At 64.3% G+C, this 15,662-nt stretch carries 14 protein-coding genes; 5 read left to right on the forward strand and 9 right to left on the reverse strand.

Annotation, left to right across the window (positions count from 1 at the left end; translation table 11 throughout):
* The 4 genes from bcsA to DK842_RS20330 form a co-directional block, all read right to left on the reverse strand.
* Complete coding sequence (gene bcsA / locus DK842_RS20315) at positions 1–2,574, reverse strand: UDP-forming cellulose synthase catalytic subunit (RefSeq protein ID WP_114063094.1); 2,574 nt, start codon at positions 2,572–2,574, stop codon at positions 1–3.
* Positions 2,571–3,326, reverse strand: coding sequence for a cellulose biosynthesis protein BcsQ (gene bcsQ / locus DK842_RS20320; protein ID WP_168191740.1), 756 nt, complete (start codon positions 3,324–3,326; stop codon positions 2,571–2,573). Before bcsQ ends, bcsA begins: the two co-directional genes overlap by 4 nt.
* Before the next feature lie 287 nt (positions 3,327–3,613).
* Positions 3,614–3,946, reverse strand: coding sequence for an SMR family transporter (locus tag DK842_RS20325; protein WP_114063096.1), 333 nt, complete (start codon positions 3,944–3,946; stop codon positions 3,614–3,616).
* A 3-nt stretch (positions 3,947–3,949) separates the two neighbouring features.
* Entirely contained in the window at positions 3,950–4,399 is a 450-nt protein-coding gene (locus tag DK842_RS20330) for a multidrug/biocide efflux PACE transporter (protein WP_114063097.1), read from the reverse strand.
* A gap of 89 nt (positions 4,400–4,488) precedes the next feature.
* Between DK842_RS20330 and DK842_RS20335 the strand changes: the two genes are divergently transcribed.
* Entirely contained in the window at positions 4,489–5,373 is an 885-nt protein-coding gene (locus DK842_RS20335; RefSeq protein WP_114063098.1) for a LysR family transcriptional regulator, read from the forward strand.
* Positions 5,374–5,455: 82 nt separating this feature from the next.
* Positions 5,456–5,830 carry a hypothetical protein gene (locus DK842_RS20340; protein ID WP_114063099.1) on the forward strand — a complete coding sequence of 125 codons (375 nt, stop codon included), beginning with the start codon at positions 5,456–5,458 and terminating at the stop codon, positions 5,828–5,830.
* A 60-nt stretch (positions 5,831–5,890) separates the two neighbouring features.
* Here the strand turns inward: DK842_RS20340 and DK842_RS20345 are convergent, their stop codons facing one another.
* From DK842_RS20345 to DK842_RS20365, 5 genes are all read right to left on the reverse strand, one after another.
* Positions 5,891–7,594: an ABC transporter ATP-binding protein gene (locus tag DK842_RS20345; protein ID WP_114063100.1), complete on the reverse strand. Its 1,704-nt coding sequence runs from the start codon at positions 7,592–7,594 to the stop codon at positions 5,891–5,893.
* 10 nt (positions 7,595–7,604) lie between these two features.
* The gene (locus DK842_RS20350) at positions 7,605–8,657 is read right to left on the reverse strand and encodes an ABC transporter permease (RefSeq protein ID WP_114063101.1); all 1,053 of its coding nucleotides are present in this window, start codon (positions 8,655–8,657) and stop codon (positions 7,605–7,607) included.
* A 13-nt stretch (positions 8,658–8,670) separates the two neighbouring features.
* Positions 8,671–9,612, reverse strand: coding sequence for an ABC transporter permease (locus DK842_RS20355; RefSeq protein WP_114063102.1), 942 nt, complete (start codon positions 9,610–9,612; stop codon positions 8,671–8,673).
* A gap of 54 nt (positions 9,613–9,666) precedes the next feature.
* On the reverse strand, positions 9,667–11,457 hold the full coding sequence (locus DK842_RS20360) for an ABC transporter substrate-binding protein (protein WP_114063834.1): 1,791 nt from the start codon (positions 11,455–11,457) through the stop codon (positions 9,667–9,669).
* Between the two features lie 178 nt (positions 11,458–11,635).
* Positions 11,636–12,472 carry an SDR family NAD(P)-dependent oxidoreductase gene (locus DK842_RS20365; RefSeq protein WP_114063103.1) on the reverse strand — a complete coding sequence of 279 codons (837 nt, stop codon included), beginning with the start codon at positions 12,470–12,472 and terminating at the stop codon, positions 11,636–11,638.
* Positions 12,473–12,623: 151 nt separating this feature from the next.
* On the opposite strand from DK842_RS20365, the gene DK842_RS20370 reads away from it, so the two are divergent.
* From DK842_RS20370 to dxs, 3 genes are all read left to right on the forward strand, one after another.
* Complete coding sequence (locus DK842_RS20370) at positions 12,624–12,857, forward strand: exodeoxyribonuclease VII small subunit (RefSeq protein ID WP_114063104.1); 234 nt, start codon at positions 12,624–12,626, stop codon at positions 12,855–12,857.
* On the forward strand, positions 12,847–13,743 hold the full coding sequence (locus DK842_RS20375; protein ID WP_114063105.1) for a polyprenyl synthetase family protein: 897 nt from the start codon (positions 12,847–12,849) through the stop codon (positions 13,741–13,743). Before DK842_RS20370 ends, DK842_RS20375 begins: the two co-directional genes overlap by 11 nt.
* 68 nt (positions 13,744–13,811) lie before the next feature.
* The gene (dxs, locus tag DK842_RS20380; RefSeq protein WP_114063106.1) at positions 13,812–15,662 is read left to right on the forward strand and encodes a 1-deoxy-D-xylulose-5-phosphate synthase; all 1,851 of its coding nucleotides are present in this window, start codon (positions 13,812–13,814) and stop codon (positions 15,660–15,662) included.

Here is a 15,662-nt window from a genome sequence, read left to right on the forward strand (position 1 = left end):
TCAGTCCTGAGTCAAGAAGGGCTGCCTCGGCAACAGGCTCAGCAGCCATTTCAACGCGACGCTTCCGCGCCGGCTATCGGCCCCGCTTGGAACTGCCAGCAGCAGCAAACCGCGCAGGCTGTGCCATCCCATGCGAAGAATGTCCAACGCGCTGCCTAAGGGGCTGGACTCTTGTTTGAACTCTTCCCGCGCCACCCAGGCATCCGGCCGGCCGAACGTGCATTGCACCAACTCCCCCTCCTGCTCCAACGACAAGTCCGCGAAGCGCACGCTGAGCCTGTCGCCCTTGGCGAACACCAGTTGGCAAGGAAAAGCGAAGCTGCGCTCCCCCAGCCGCAGCGACACGGTCAGTTCGGCGTCGCGCGCCAGACTCAGCCTCAGTTCTCGCGCCAATTGCAGCGCCATGCCTCCTTCAGAATAGTCAAGCGTCCAGCATCGGTAAGCCCTGCCGTCTGGAAGGTGCAGCGTCACCGGCAGGCTGGCCCGCACTCGGTGGGCGACACGCACCTGGCGCAGCTCCCTCGCCACCGCCAGCGCCACGCCCAGCAGCATCGCGTTATAGCCCGCCCAAAACATATTGATGACAGCGGTGCCCATCTCGTAATCTGGCCCGGCGGCAAGCCGCCATACCCCGAAACCGATGCCAAGCAAGTTGAAGGCCAGCAGGCACAGGTAGGGTTTGGAGATATCCCAGTCGACAAAGTCCTGGTTCATCACTCCGCCCTTGGCGGTGACATTGAATTTGCCCAATCCGGGAAAAAGCAAGGCTACTGTAGTGGGAATCACGATATACCAGGCCAGCACCGTCTCGTACACTTCGCCCCAGAACGAACGCCGGAAGCGCCCGTTAAGACGCGAATTGGACAGCACCGAGAAAATCATGTGCGGCACCACGTACAGCACGATGCCGAGCGCCGGCGCGTAGATGGTGTAGGCATGAAAAATCAGAAACGCCATCGGCGAGGTCAGGAACACCAGCCGGGGCACGCCATTAAGAAAGTGCAACATCGCATTCAGGTAGCAAAAACGTTGCGCCAGGCTCAAGCCCTTTCCTAGCAGCGGGTTATCGCAGCGGAAGATTTGCGCCATGCCCCGCGCCCAGCGGATACGCTGCCCAATATGGGCGGATAGGCTCTCGGTAGCCAGGCCCGCCGCCTGCACTACGTTGATGTAGGAAGAGCGATAACCGAGTCGATGCAACTTGAGCGAAGTATGCGCGTCCTCGGTGACGGTATCGGTGGCGATGCCGCCCACCTCCATCAGATGGCTGCGCCGCAGCACCGCGCAAGAGCCGCAAAAGAAGGTGGCGTTCCACAAATCGTTGCCGTCCTGTACCCGGCCGTAGAACAACTCGCCCTCGTTCGGCACTTTGCCATGGGTGTCCAGATTGCGCTCGAATGGGTCGGCGGAGAAGAAATGATGCGGCGTCTGCACCAGGGCCAGCTTGTCGTCCTTGAGAAAGCCTCCCATCGTGGATTTCAGAAAGGAACGGGTGGGAATATGATCGCAATCGAAAATGGCGACGAAGCAAGCCGAAGTGACGCCCAAAGCGTGGTTGATGTTGCCGGCCTTGGCATGCTTGTGCTCGGGCCGGACGATGTAGCCTGCGCCGACCGACTCCGCAAATGTCCGCACCTCCTCCCGGCAACCATCGTCCAGAACATGCACCCGCAGCTTGTCAAACGGCCAATCCAAAGCCAGCGCGGCCATCACCGTGGGCTTCAACACCCGCAGCGGCTCGTTGTAGATGGGGATGAACACGTCCACCGTCGGCCATCGTTCATTGTCTTCCGGCAACGGCGCCACCAGGCGCTTCAGCGTCCATGACGACTGGAAGAAACCCAGCAGCAGCACGATCCAGGCAAAGATCTCGGCCATCAGCAAAATCAAGCCGAAGGTCAGGTTCAACCAAGTATCGTCATTGATGGTGCTGGTAGCCCGCCACCAGATGTAGCGAGTGGATACCACCATGGAAAACACCATCAACACCAGATTGGACACCTGGCCGGGAATGCGCCGCACCCACAGCGCGATCAACAGCAACACCGCGGAAAACACCGCCTGAGACGACTCGTCAAAAGGCGTGGTGACGCAGATCGCCGCCAGCATCGCGGTCATCAGGTAGCAAGCGTAACGCAGCGCCGCGCTTTCCCAGGCGGCATAGCCCGCCATGCCCTCGGTGGTCCGTCTCAGCCTCTCGGGGTCGAAACAGGAGGGATAGCGCGCGGCCAACGCGGCGAAACCGCGCCGCCATGCGTCGAACGCCCGCGACGCCAGTCGCCTCGCGTCGCGCAACGCCGACAGCATATCGCTCTCGTAGGCCATGTGGCGGCCGGGCGGCTTCACCAGCGCCAGCCACAGCAGCTGCAACAGGATGCGCAGGGCATCCGCCAGGCTCGGCCGATCGAAATCCACATGTGGAAAGTAAGCACGCGCGCGGCGCGCCCAGGCTTCCCAGCCCTGCGCCGGCGTCACGAACAGCAATGACAGCACGGCCAGGGACATGCTTGGGGAGTCCGCCGGGTGGCGCAGCCCGCAGGCCAGGCTGAATGCCGCCCAGACCGCGCGCCTCATGCGGCCTGGCTCTCCACATCCCGCCTCAGCTTGACTGCCAGCCACACCGCCAATTGCCGCAAATCGTCCGCCACCTGGCTTTCCGGCGCGAATACGGAGACCGGCACGCCGGCCGCCAGCGCTTCCCGCATCGCCTCGTCGCGGGTCACCGGCAGCGGTGCCAGCCGTGAACCCAGCATATTGCGCAACAGATTCTCCACATCGCGGTCAAGCCGGCGCGCAGGATCGAACTGATTGATGACGAACAAAATGCCCTCGCGCGGCACGCCGCGCGCCACCAACTCCGTTTCCAGATTATCCGACAACACACAGCTGATGGGATCGGCCGGCAGCACCGCCAGCACATGGCGCGCCACGGAAAACGCCTGGTCACGACAGCTTTGCGCCCACAAGGGCGTATCCAGCAGCACCATATCGCCGACCGGCCTTGCCAGCCTGCCCAGTTCCGCCCGCAGCCAGCCCGCGGCCGGGCCATCCTCGCCCGCAGCCCAAGCGCCGTGCGGCACCAGCGACAGATGGCCTCGCCCGATCTGCCAGGCGGACTCGGCCCAGTCGGTGCCATGCCGCAGACTGGCATGCCAGCCGCCCTGCTCGCTCCAGGGCACGCCGAAATGCAGACGCAACAAGTTCTGCGGGCACAAGTCTATCGCCAGAACGGGCCTGCCCTGTTCTTCGCGATACCAGGCCATGGCCGCGGCGATGGCGGTGGCGCCGCAGCCGCCCCGGACTCCGCAAATGGACAAAATCGACATGCCAGCCCCCACGGCGATGGGCGGAGTCCGCTCACACGCAAGCCTGACCCACCGGCGCGGACAACACCGCCGGTTGCAGACCCGCCAGCCCTCCACCCTTGGGAGAAACGGCTTGGCCATTCCAGACTTGGCCGACAAGCCATTGATCGCCGGCACGCAACGCAGACCAACCCCGATACCAATATTTAGCGACGTTTAGTTAATCTTGTAATAAAAACAACAAGATCAATCCATATTGGCACAGGAATCAGACCGGCGCAGAAAACCTTCCCAAGAGTGAGGGGTTGTCAATGCGCGGCGCTGCGCGAGAACAGATTGATCACCGCCACCCCGGCGATGATCAACCCCATGCCGATCAGCGCCGGCATATCCAGCTTCTGCCCGTACAGGAACCAGGCGATCAGCGACACCAGCACGATGCCGATGCCCGACCACAGCGCGTAGGCGACGCCGACCGGGATATGGCGCAGAGTCTGCGACAGCAGGTAAAAGGCCAACACATAACCGCCGGCGGTCAGCAGCGACGGCCACAGCCGGGTAAAGCCCTCGGACGCCTTCAGCGCCGAGGTGGCCACCACCTCCGACAGGATGGCCCCCATCAGGAACAGCCAGACTTTCATCAATCACTCCGTGACGGCCGACAACGCCCGGCGGGCGACGAAGCGCGCGCGCAAGTGGTCGTACAGCCAGTTGAATGCATAGGTGTAGGGCAAGAAGAAGACAAAGAAACCCAGGTCCAGCAGGAAAGCCTGCCAATAGCCGGTATCCAGCCACCACGCCGCCAGCGGCACCAGCAATACGACCAGACCGCCCTCGAAGCCCAAGGCATGGAGACTGCGGACCGCGACGGTGCGCTGCCAGCAGAAGCGTCGCTCCAGGCGCTCGAACAATGCGTTGAATACCATGTTCCACAACATGGCGGCGGTCGACATCATCAACGCCAGCGCGCCCATGTGCAACATGTTCTTCCGCAGGACCAACGCGGCCAGCGGCACCAGCAGGGCCATCGCGCAGGCCTCGTACAGCACCGCGTGCAGTATCCGTTCGCCCAGTTTCTTATCGGTCGCTTGCATTGTTCGCTCCTTGCCGCGTAAGTACAATGCTTGGCAGCATGATTGGTTTTTCGGATACTATAAAAATACAATCCATCGGACTATCCGATATGTCTCTCTCTCTGGACGCGCTATCCGCCTTCGTCTACGCCGCGGATCTCGGTTCTTTCTCCGCCGCCGCGCGCAGACTGGGAAAAAGCCAGTCCACCATCAGCGAAGCCATCGCCAACCTGGAAATCGACCTGGGCAACCCGCTGTTCGACCGTTCCTCGCGGCAGCCGGCGCTGACGGCGGCCGGCCGGCTGCTGCTGCCGCAGGCGCGGCAAATCATGGCCGGCAGCCAGGACATGCTGCGCCAGGCGGAACAATTGATCGCTGGCGTGGAAACCCGCCTCACCATCGTGCTGTCGGACACCTTCCAGTCGCAGACGCTGGAAAGCGTCGCCTGCCGGCTGGAGGAACGCTACCCGCTGCTGGAGCTGGAATGCCTGGCCGGGGAGCAGGAAGACGTGCTGGATCTGATCCTGTCCGGCCGCGCGCAGCTCGGCCTGGTCGGCGCGATGGAACGCTATCCGCCGGACATCCGCCATCAGCGCCAGCGCGAGGGCAGCGAGCTGGCGCTGTTCGCCTCCCATCGCCACCCGCTGGCGGACATGCCGCAGGTGGACGAGCACGCGCTGGAGCCATACCGCCAGCTGCGCCTCAACACCTACTGCGACAAGACGCCGGCCCATGCCGGACCGCGCCGGTGGTACGCGCCCAGCTACCTGATGCTGCTGGATATGGCCCGCCTGGGCGTGGGCTGGGCGGAGCTGCCGAGCTGGCTGGTGAAAAGCTTCGGCGGCGGCGAGCTCAAACAGCTGGACGCGCCCGGCTGGCCCAAACGCATGCCGGTGGATCTGGTATGGGCCGCCAATCGGCCGCTAGGCGCAGCCGCGGGCTGGCTGCTCGCGCAACTGACCAATGGCGAGCTCAATCCGCCCGCCCCTGGCTGATAGGCCGGCCATTGCCCCATCCTTGCAGCCGCTTCCCTATCCTTGCGGAGCGCCAAACCGGCGTCATCGCAAGGAGAACGGCATGAGCCAGCCCGTCGTCACGGTCAAGAATCACTCCAGCCACGACATCTACATCGACAGCGACCCCAACTGGGACGACCAGCAGTTGCTGCTGAACGGCAAACCGCTGCCCCGCGGCTACGCGCTGGGACCGGACCTCTCCGCTCGGATCAGCGTGGACTGGGATGGTCCCGGCAACGCCTACATGATGGGTGTGATCTTCGCCGACGGGCCCGACTACGACTACGGCGGCGACGGCTTTTACCAATTGTCTCTGGGCCAGGATGAAAACAGCGGCCTGCTGGCCGTCACCGATGGCGGCGGCGAAGCCAAGGTCGCCTACTCCATCAGCCAGCAGACGCCATGGAGCATGACCATGGACTTCGCCGATAGCTGAACGCGCCAAAATAAAACCGGCCCTCTCGGGCCGGTTGGTCTCGATACCCCGCCGCGCGCCTCAGGCCGGCGCCAGCGCCGGGCTCCACCCCTGCGGAATCGCCCCCAGCAGCTTCTTGGTGTACCCGTCTTTCGGCTCGCGGTAGATCACGTCCGCATCCGCCTGCTCCACCACCTGCCCCTTGTTCATCACCAGCACCTGGTCCGAGATGTGCTTCACCACCGCCAGATCGTGCGAAATAAACAGATAGGACAGCTTGAATTCGTCCTGCAGGTCCTGCAGCAGGTTCAGCACCTGCGCCTGCACCGACACGTCCAGCGCCGACACCGACTCGTCGCAGATCAGCACTTCCGGCTTCAACGTCAGGCAGCGCGCGATCGCGATCCGCTGCCGCTGGCCGCCGGAGAACTCGTGCGGGTACTTGGCCAGCGCCCCGGCCGGCAGCCCCACCTTGTCCAGCAGGTCTTGCGCCAGCCGGCGGCGTTGGCCGGCGTCCTGGCCGATGCCGTGCAGCTGCATCGGCTCGGTCAGGATCTGCTCCACCGTGAAGCGCGGGTTCAAGGACGCGTACGGGTTCTGGAAGATGATCTGGATCCGCTTCTTGTAGGCGTGGAACGCCTTGGCGCTCATGCCGATCAGGTCCTGGCCGTGGAACAGCGCGCGGCCCGCCGTCGCCTGGTGCAGCCGCACCAGGGTCAGACCCACCGTGGTCTTGCCGGAGCCGGACTCGCCGACGATGCCCAGGGTCTTGCCCTTGGCCAGCTGGAAGGACACGTCCTTCACCGCGTGGAACTGCCGCTTGCCGAACAGCCCTTCGCGGATGTCGAAGCTCTTGCACAGGCCCTGCACGTCCAGCACGATCTCGTCGCCCGCCGCGTAGCCGCGCTCGCGGTGCGGCGGCTCCGCGTACGGCTCCGGCTTCAGGAAATCGTCGATCACCGCCAGCCGGGCCGGACGCCGGTCCAGGTGCGGGCGGCACGACAACAGCGCCTTGGTGTAGGCGTCCTGCGGGTTTTCGAAGATCTGCTTCACCGTGCCCTGCTCGCGGATTTCGCCGTGGCGCATCACGATCACTTCGTCGGCGAACTCGCCCACCACGCCCAGGTCGTGGGTGATGAACAGCACCGACATGCCGTGTTTCTTCTGCAGGTCGGCGATCAGCTGCAGGATCTGCTTCTGAATCGTGACATCGAGCGCGGTGGTCGGCTCGTCGGCGATCAGCAGCTTGGGTTCGCAGGCGATGGCGATGGCGATCATCACCCGTTGCTGCTGGCCGCCGGACAGCTCGTGCGGATAAGCCTTCACCCGCTTCTCCGGCTCCGGCAGGCCCACCTCGGCCAGCAGCGCCACCGCGCGCTTCCACGCCGCGGAGCGGCTCAGCCCGCCGTGCAGCGTCAGCGTCTCCACGATCTGCTCGCCCACCGTGAACACCGGGTTCAGCGAGCTCATCGGCTCCTGGAAGATCATCGCGATGTCCTTGCCGCGCAGCCGGCGCAGCTCGGACGCGCTCAACGCCAGCAGGTCGCGGCCGTCGAAACGCAGCTCGGACGCCGGATCGATCTCGCTCGACTGCGGCGGCAGCAGCTGCATGATGGCCATCGACGTCACCGATTTGCCGGAGCCGGACTCGCCCACCAGCGCCACCGTGCGGTGGGCCGGGATGTCGAAACTGACGCCCTTCAAGGCCTCGAAGCGGCCGCCGTCTTCCTGGCGGAAACGCACCCGCAGGTTGCGGACCGACAGCAAAGTCTTGTTGTTGCTCATGGTGTGATCCTCACTTTACCTTCGGGTCCAGCGCGTCGCGCAGGGAATCGGTCAGCATGCTGAATGCCGTCACCAGCAGCGACATGAACGCCACCACCACCGCCAGTTGCCACCAATAGCCTTGCATCAGCTCCTCCGGCACCTCGGACAGCATCGAGCCCCAACTCACCTGGCGGGAATCCACGCCGAAGCCGAGGAAGGACAGGATCACCTCGTACTTGATCAGGCCCACCATCAACAGGGAGAACTGCACCAGCAGCAGGTGGGAGACATTGGGCAGGATGTGGACGAACATCCGGCGCGCGCTGCTGGCGCCGATGGCGTCGGCGGCCTGCACGAACTCGCGCGAGCGCAGCTTGATGAACTCCGCCCGCACCAGACGGAAGGTGCCCGGCCAACTGGTCAGCGACAGCACCAGGATCACCGTGCCCAACCCGCGGCCGGCCACCGCGGCGAAAGCCAGCAGCAACAGCATGTCCGGCATGGCGGTGAACACGTTGTAGAACCACATCAGGAAATCATCCACCTTGCGGCCGAAGAAGCCGGCGCAGGCACCCAGCGACGCGCCGATGACCACCGACAGCAGCGCGCCGAACAAGCCGACGAACAGCGAGGTGGAGGTGCCCTTGATCACCTTGTCCAGAATGTCTCGGCCGCGGATGTCCGCGCCCAGCGGCAAGGCGTCGGCTTTCTTGACTTCCGGCGTCACGTACTTGTCGCGGTGCTTCATCGCGGCCTGGGTTTCCGCCCAGATCGGGTCCTCCTGCGGACGCAACCCGGTGCCGTCCACAGCTTGCGCCGCATGAGGGCGCGCAGCCCCGGTCTTGTGCGCCTGCTGATAAATCCAGGTAGGCGGCGCGTAGGACACCGCCACTTCATCGTTCCAGTTCCGGCCGCTCAGACCCAACCAGCTCGTCAACGCCAGCAACATGAAGGCCAGCACGATCCACAAGCAGGCAAAGCCGATTCGGTCGCGTTTCAAACGTTGCCAGCCCAGCCCCCACAGGCTGCGGGACGGGACGGCTGCCGGCGCGGCGCCGGCGGGATTCTGCAATGTCGTCATCGTCACACTCCCCTTACTTCAGCTGAACGCGCGGATCGATCCACTTGTACAGGACATCCGCCAGCAGGTTGAACACCATGGCCGCGGTGGCGATGGTGATGGTGATGGCCTTGATCACCGGAAAGTCGCTCTTGTCCACCGCGTTGAGCAATTCGTTGCCCATGCCGGGAATGCCGAAGAAGCGCTCCAGCAGCATGGAGCCCAGCATCAGGAAAGGCAGCGACATGGTGATGTTGGTGACGACGGGAATCAGCGCGTTGCGCAGCACGTGCTTGAACAGCACGCGCGGCTCGGACAGGCCCTTGGCGCGCGCGGTGCGCACGTAATCGTGATTCAGCTCTTCCACCACGAAGCTGCGATAGAAGCGCACGCTGGGCGCCAGCGCCACCAGAATGCCCAGGAGAAGCGGCAGCGGCAGATAGACCAGCAGGTTGGTGGCCAGGCTGCCGTCGTCCCAGCCCATCACCGGAAACAGGTCCATCGCGAACGCCAGCTGGTATTGGCCGACGATGATGTAGACCAGCGAGCTCACCGACATCGCCACCGTGCAGATCATGGTGACCAGGCGGTCGGTCAGCGTGCCGCGGAAATAAGCGACGGCGACGGCGATGGGCAGCGCGGTCAGCAGCTCAAGCACCAGCAGGCTGCCAGCCAGCGTCAGCGACGGGCCGACGCGGTTGGCCAGCGTGCCGGCCACCGATTGCTGGGTCGCCCAGGAGTTGCCGAAGTCATAGGTCAGCACCTGCTTGACGAACAGCAGGAATTGCTCCGGCAGGCTCTTGTCCAGGCCCAGCTGGACGCGGATATTGGCCAGCATCTCGGGCGTGAGGCGCTTGCCTTCAAGAATGAAGGTAGGGTCGCCGCCCACCCAGTTGAACAGCACGAACACCAGCAGCATGACGCCCAGCATGGTGGGGATCATCTGCCAGAGCCGGCGTACGATGAATGCGAACATGTTTTATTCCCTTGCGCCGGCGACAATAGCCGGCGGAGTCTGGCTGGATAGGATTCAGTTCCGATTGACGTCGACGTAGCGCCAGAAGCCGCCGATGGAAGATATCGGGTGGCGCTTGAAGCCGATCACGTAGGGCTGGGTCAGCTCGTTGTACATCCGGGTGACGCCCAGCACCACCGGCTGGTAGGCGGCGACGACGCGGTTCATCTGCTCGAACTTGGCTTCCCGTTCCGGCCCCACCGGCAACAGCCGCGACGCTTCGAAGGCGCGGTCGAACTCCGGCCGGCTGAACGCGGGCAGGTTGCTGCCGCTTTCTATGCTCTTGGACCACAGCTCTACCATGCTGTCGTCGCCATCCGGCATCGATGCGGTTCCGCCCAGGCTCCACATCTGCAGCTTGTGGGCATAAGCGCTCTTCAGATTCTCGTTCCATTTGGCCACTTTGAACTGCACCCGGATATGCAGGCTGTCGAAAGCTTTCTGCCAGATTTGATTGAGAATTTTGTCCAGCGCGGACGGCTGGGTCGCCTGAATAATCTGCAACGGCTTGCCGTCCGGCAAAGTACGGTAGCCGTCCGGCCCTATCTTGTAGCCGAACTGGTCCAGCAAGGCGTTGCCCAATGCCGGATCGTACGGCATCTGGCCATTGAAGCCGGGGCTGGAGCCGGGCATGCCCTGAGTGACGAAGCCCTTCATCGGCACCGCCTGGTTGGCGTAATACAAGGGAATCACTTCTTTTTGCACCGGATAGGCCAGCGCGATGGCGCGGCGCAGCGCGATCTTGTCCTTGCTGTAGCCGCCCACCACCGGATCCAGCATGTTGAAGTAGGCATAGGTGACATCCAGAGCCTGGGTGCGCGAGTGCTGGATGCCGCGCTTGACCAGCGCCGGGCTGAGCTCGGTTTCGCCCGCCTCATTGATGTGCAAGGCCGTCTTCACCGCCGACTTGGGCAGGACCACCCAATCCAGCTGGCGGTTGAGGAAAGACAGCCAGCGCGGCTGCTCTTCCTCGATCACTCGGATTTCCACCCGCCCCACCACCGGCAACGTCTTGCCCGCCAGCGCCTTGGCGATCTTCTGGTCCTCCGGGTTGTCGCCCGGCTCGCCGTCGAACACCACCTTGCGGTAATTGGGATTGGCCGCCAGCACGATCTTGTTGCCCTGCTTCCACTCCTTCAGCATGAAGGGACCGGTGCCCACCGGATGGGACATGGTGTCCTTGCGGTAAGCCTCGATCACCTCGCGCGACACCGCGCCGAACTGCTTGGCCGCAAGCGTGTAATTGAAAATGTAATTCGGCTTTTTCAGCGTCAGCCGGAGGGTGTAGCGGTCCAGCACCTGGATGCCGGGAATGGGGCTGTCGTAGTCGAACTTGCCGCGCTTGCTCGCGCGCTTGCCCGCCTCCTCCAGACCGACGATCCAGTCGGTCATCATATTGGACACCGGGGAGTTGACCACCGGGTCGGCGTAGCGTTTGAAGCTGTAGGCGTAATCGGCGGCAGTCAGCTCGCGCTTTTTGCCCTTGAACACGGGATCGTCGGCAAAGTAGATGCCGGGTTTGACCCTGACCGTGTACACCGTGCCGTCCGGAGAGATTTCCGGCATCGCCTCCACGGTATTGGGCTTGATCTTCAGCGGTCGCGCCAGATAGTCGTATTTCAGCAGCGGCTCGAAAATATTCTCGATAACCCCTATCGAATATACGTCGTTGACCTTGCCGGGGTCGAAACCGGTTTCCGGCGCAGAGATCGATACCCGGAGCACTTTGTTAGAGTCGGCTGCGTGAGCGGACAGCGCGAGCGAGCCGCCCAATGCCAGCATGGGCAGCCATTTCAGGTGCGTCATCTTGATTTGTTCTCCTTCGTAGCGCGCGGCCTTGGCGGCCGGCTTATTCTTTGCCCCTGTCATCGCCGACTGCCTCAGCCATGACAAGCGCGAATGAATGTAAAGCCAATTCGCTACGCGGATCAACAAAAAAATATCAAGATGGCATCAGGAAAATTCAATTAAGGACTTGGATGCATCATGTCGCGCCGCGGCAAGCGCCGTCGTACCAACGCTGGGGCAGGAAACGACGCAGGAACCAGAACAGCTTGGTGGGAAAGGTGACCCGGTAGCGGGCGCGGGGGCGGGGGCGGGTGGCCGCCCGCCACACGGCCTCGGCCACCGCCGTCGCCGGCAGCGTGAACGGCGCGGCATGGCCTTCCTTCTTCAGCCTCTCCAGCTGTTTCTGATAATTGTCGCGGTGGACGCTGCCGTCTATGTCCACGTTCTTCAAGAAACGCGCCAGCGCGTTGGGGCGGAAGCGGCTTTCGATCGGTCCCGGCTCCACCAGCGCCACGTGGATGCCGGTGCCGTGCAGCTCGTGCCGCAAAGTGTCGCACAAGCCTTCCATCGCGAACTTGCTGGCGTTGTAGGCGCCGCGCCAGCGCATCGCGGCGAAGCCGAGGATGGAGCTGTTGAACACGATGCGGCCATGGCCCTGCGCGCGCATCGTCTTCATCACCGCGTTGGTCAGCTCCCACGGGCCGAACAAATTGGTCTCGAACTGCTCGCGCATCGCCTGGCGCGAGATATCCTCCACCGCGCCCGGCTGGCCGAAGCCCGCATTGTTGAACAAGGCGTCGAGCGTGCCGCCGGTCCGCGCCAATACCTCGTCCAGCGCCGAGCGGATCGAGCCGGTGTCGTCCACATCCAGCCGCAGGCTGTCGAAACCCTCCGCGCGCAAGCGCTCCACATCCTCCTGCCGGCGGCAGCTGGCGAACACCCGCCAGCCCCGGTCCCGGAACCACTTGGCGGTGTGATAGCCGATGCCGCTGGAGCAGCCTGTGATCAAGATGGAGCGGGCGGAGTCGGTCATGGAGGGCCTCGGGCGGAAAAGTGAGTCGACACCCTACACCAATCCCCGCGGCGCCGAAACCGGCCGCCTGGCAAACATCGTCCCGCGGCACTGTCGTTTTGCCGCGGAATTGGACTAGAATGTCGGCCTGACACGCACGAGGAATACCGCCATGGCAAAAGCCGCCAAAGCGCCGGCCAGCTTCGAAACCGCGCTGGCCCAGCTGGAGGACATCATCCAGGCGATGGACAGCGGGGACATGCCGCTGGAGAGCGCCCTCGCCTCTTACAAGCAAGGCACCGAATTGATCAAGTTCTGCCAAGGCAAGCTGGCCGACGCGGAACAGCAGCTGAAGATTCTGGAAAACAATGAACTGAAAGCGCTGGATCTGCCCAATGGCCAATGAAACCTTCATCGGCTGGATGACCGCCATCCAGCAATACATGGAAACCGCGCTGGAGAGGCTGCTGCCGTCCGCCGACTACGCGCCGCAAAAGCTGCATGAGGCCATGCGCTACGCGACGCTGGAAGGCGGCAAGCGCGTGCGCCCGCTGCTGGTTTTCGCCGCTGGAGAGCTGGTGGGCGCGGAACGCGATAACCTGGCCCGCGCCGGCGCGGCGGTGGAAATGATCCACGCCTACTCGCTGGTGCACGACGACATGCCCTGCATGGACAACGACGTGCTGCGCCGCGGCAAACCCACCTGTCACGTGGCCTATGACGAAGCCACCGCGCTGCTAGTCGGCGACGCGCTGCAAACTCGCGCCTTCGAACTGGTCGCCCAGCCCATGCCCGGCATCGCGCCGGCCAGCCAGCTGGAAATGGCGCGCGCGCTGGCCCACGCGGCCGGCCACGCCGGCATGGCCGGCGGCCAGGCGATCGACCTGGCCAGCGTCGGCCAGCCGCTGACGCCGCCGGAGCTTGAATTCATGCACATGCTGAAAACCGGCGCGCTGATCCGCGCCTCGGTGCTGATGGGCGCGATGGCCGGCGACGAACTGTCCGCCGCGGAAAAAGAGCGCCTCGACGTTTTCGCCAAACGCATCGGCCTGGCCTTCCAGGTGGTGGACGACATCCTGGACTGCGAAGCGGACACCGCCACGCTGGGCAAGACCGCCGGCAAGGACGCCGCCAACGACAAGCCCACCTACGTCAGCCTGCTGGGCCTCGCCGAAGCCAAACGGATGGCCAAGGATTTGCACGACCAGGCCTTCGCCGCGCTGGAGGGCTTCGGCCCGCGCGCGGAGCGCCTGAAACAACTGGCCGACTACATCGTCGCCCGCTCGTTTTGAACCGCTCGTAAAGAAACCATCAGGGCGGACCACCGCCCGGCGAGCCCTCTGACTGCAGACTCACAACAATGTATCCTCTGCTTGAAACCATAAACAGCCCTGCCGACCTGCGGCAGCTGACCCGCGCCCAGCTGCCGCAGCTGGCGCGCGAACTGCGCGAGTTCCTGGTGGAGACGGTCAGCAAGACCGGCGGCCACTTCGCGTCCAACCTGGGCAGCATCGAGCTCACCATCGCCCTGCACTACGTGTTCGACACCCCGCATGACCGCCTGGTGTGGGACGTGGGCCACCAGACCTACCCTCACAAGATATTGACCGGCCGCCGCGAGCAAATGGGCAGCATGCGCCAGCACGGCGGCTTGGCGGGCTTCCCCAAGCGCGAAGAGTCGGAATACGACACCTTCGGCGTCGGCCACTCCTCCACCTCCATCGGCGCGGCGCTGGGCATGGCGGTGGCGGCCAAGACGCTGGGCATAGACCGCAAGAGCGTGGCCATCATCGGCGACGGCGCGATGACCGCCGGCCAGGCCTTCGAGGCACTGAACAACGCCGGCGCGATGGACACCGACCTGCTGGTGGTCCTCAACGACAACGACATGTCGATCTCGCCCAACGTCGGCGCGCTGAACAACTACCTGGCCAAGCTGATGTCCGGGCGCTTCTACGCCGCGATGCGCGAAGGCTCCAGCAAGGTGCTGGGCATCGCCCCGCCGCTGAAGGAGATCGCCAGCAAGGTGGAGGAGCACGTCAAGGGCTTCTTCACGCCAGGCACCTTGTTCGAGGAATTCGGCTTCAACTACATCGGCCCGATCGACGGCCACGACGTGGACGTGCTGGTGGACACGCTGAAGAACATCCGCAGCCTGAAGGGCCCGCAGTTCCTGCACATCGTCACCAAAAAGGGCCAAGGCTACAAGCTGGCCGAGAACGATCCGGTCAAATACCACGGCGTCACCAAGTTCGATCCGGCCAACGGCCTCGCCAGCGGCAAGGGCGGCGCCGGCAAGCCGCAGTACACCCAGGTGTTCGGCGATTGGCTGTGCGACATGGCCAAGCTGGACAAGCGCCTGGTCGGCATCACGCCGGCCATGCGCGAAGGCTCGGGCATGGTGCGCTTCGAGAAGGAGCACCCGGACCGCTACTACGACGTGGCCATCGCCGAACAGCACGCGGTCACCTTCGCCGGCGGCATGGCCTGCGACGGCCTGAAGCCGGTGGTGGCGATCTACTCCACCTTCCTGCAGCGCGGCTACGACCAGCTGATCCACGACGTGGCGCTGCAGAACCTGCCGGTGATGTTCGCGCTGGACCGCGCCGGCCTGGTCGGCGCCGACGGCCCCACCCACGCCGGCGCCTTCGATCTCAGCTACCTGCGCTGCATTCCCAACATGACGGTGATCGCCCCGTCGGACGAAAACGAGTGCCGCCAGCTGCTGTACACCGCTTTCCAGCTGGATACGCCGAGCGCCGTCCGCTACCCGCGCGGCACCGGCCCCGGCGCGGAAATCCGGCAGCAGATGGAAGCCCTGCCCATCGGCAAGGGCGTGGTCCGCCGCCAGGGCAAGAAGATCGCCATCCTGGCCTTCGGCAGCATGCTGCACCCCGCCCTCGCCGCCGGGGAGCCGCTGGACGCCACCGTCGCCGACATGCGCTTCGTCAAACCGCTGGACGCGGAACTGATCCGCCAATTGGCCGAAAGCCATGAGCTGATCGTCACCGTGGAAGAGAACGTGGTGATGGGCGGCGCCGGCTCCGGCTGCGGCGAGGCGCTGCAGGCGATGGGCATCGCCGTGCCGACGCTGCACCTGGGCCTGCCTGACGATTACGTCGAACACGGCGACCCGGCCTTGCTGCTGTCGCTGTGCGGCCTGGACGCCGCCGGCATCGAGAAGAGCGTGCGCGAGCGGCTGGCCGGCTGA

This window comes from Chromobacterium phragmitis (genome assembly GCF_003325475.1).
Lineage (GTDB): Bacteria > Pseudomonadota > Gammaproteobacteria > Burkholderiales > Chromobacteriaceae > Chromobacterium > Chromobacterium phragmitis.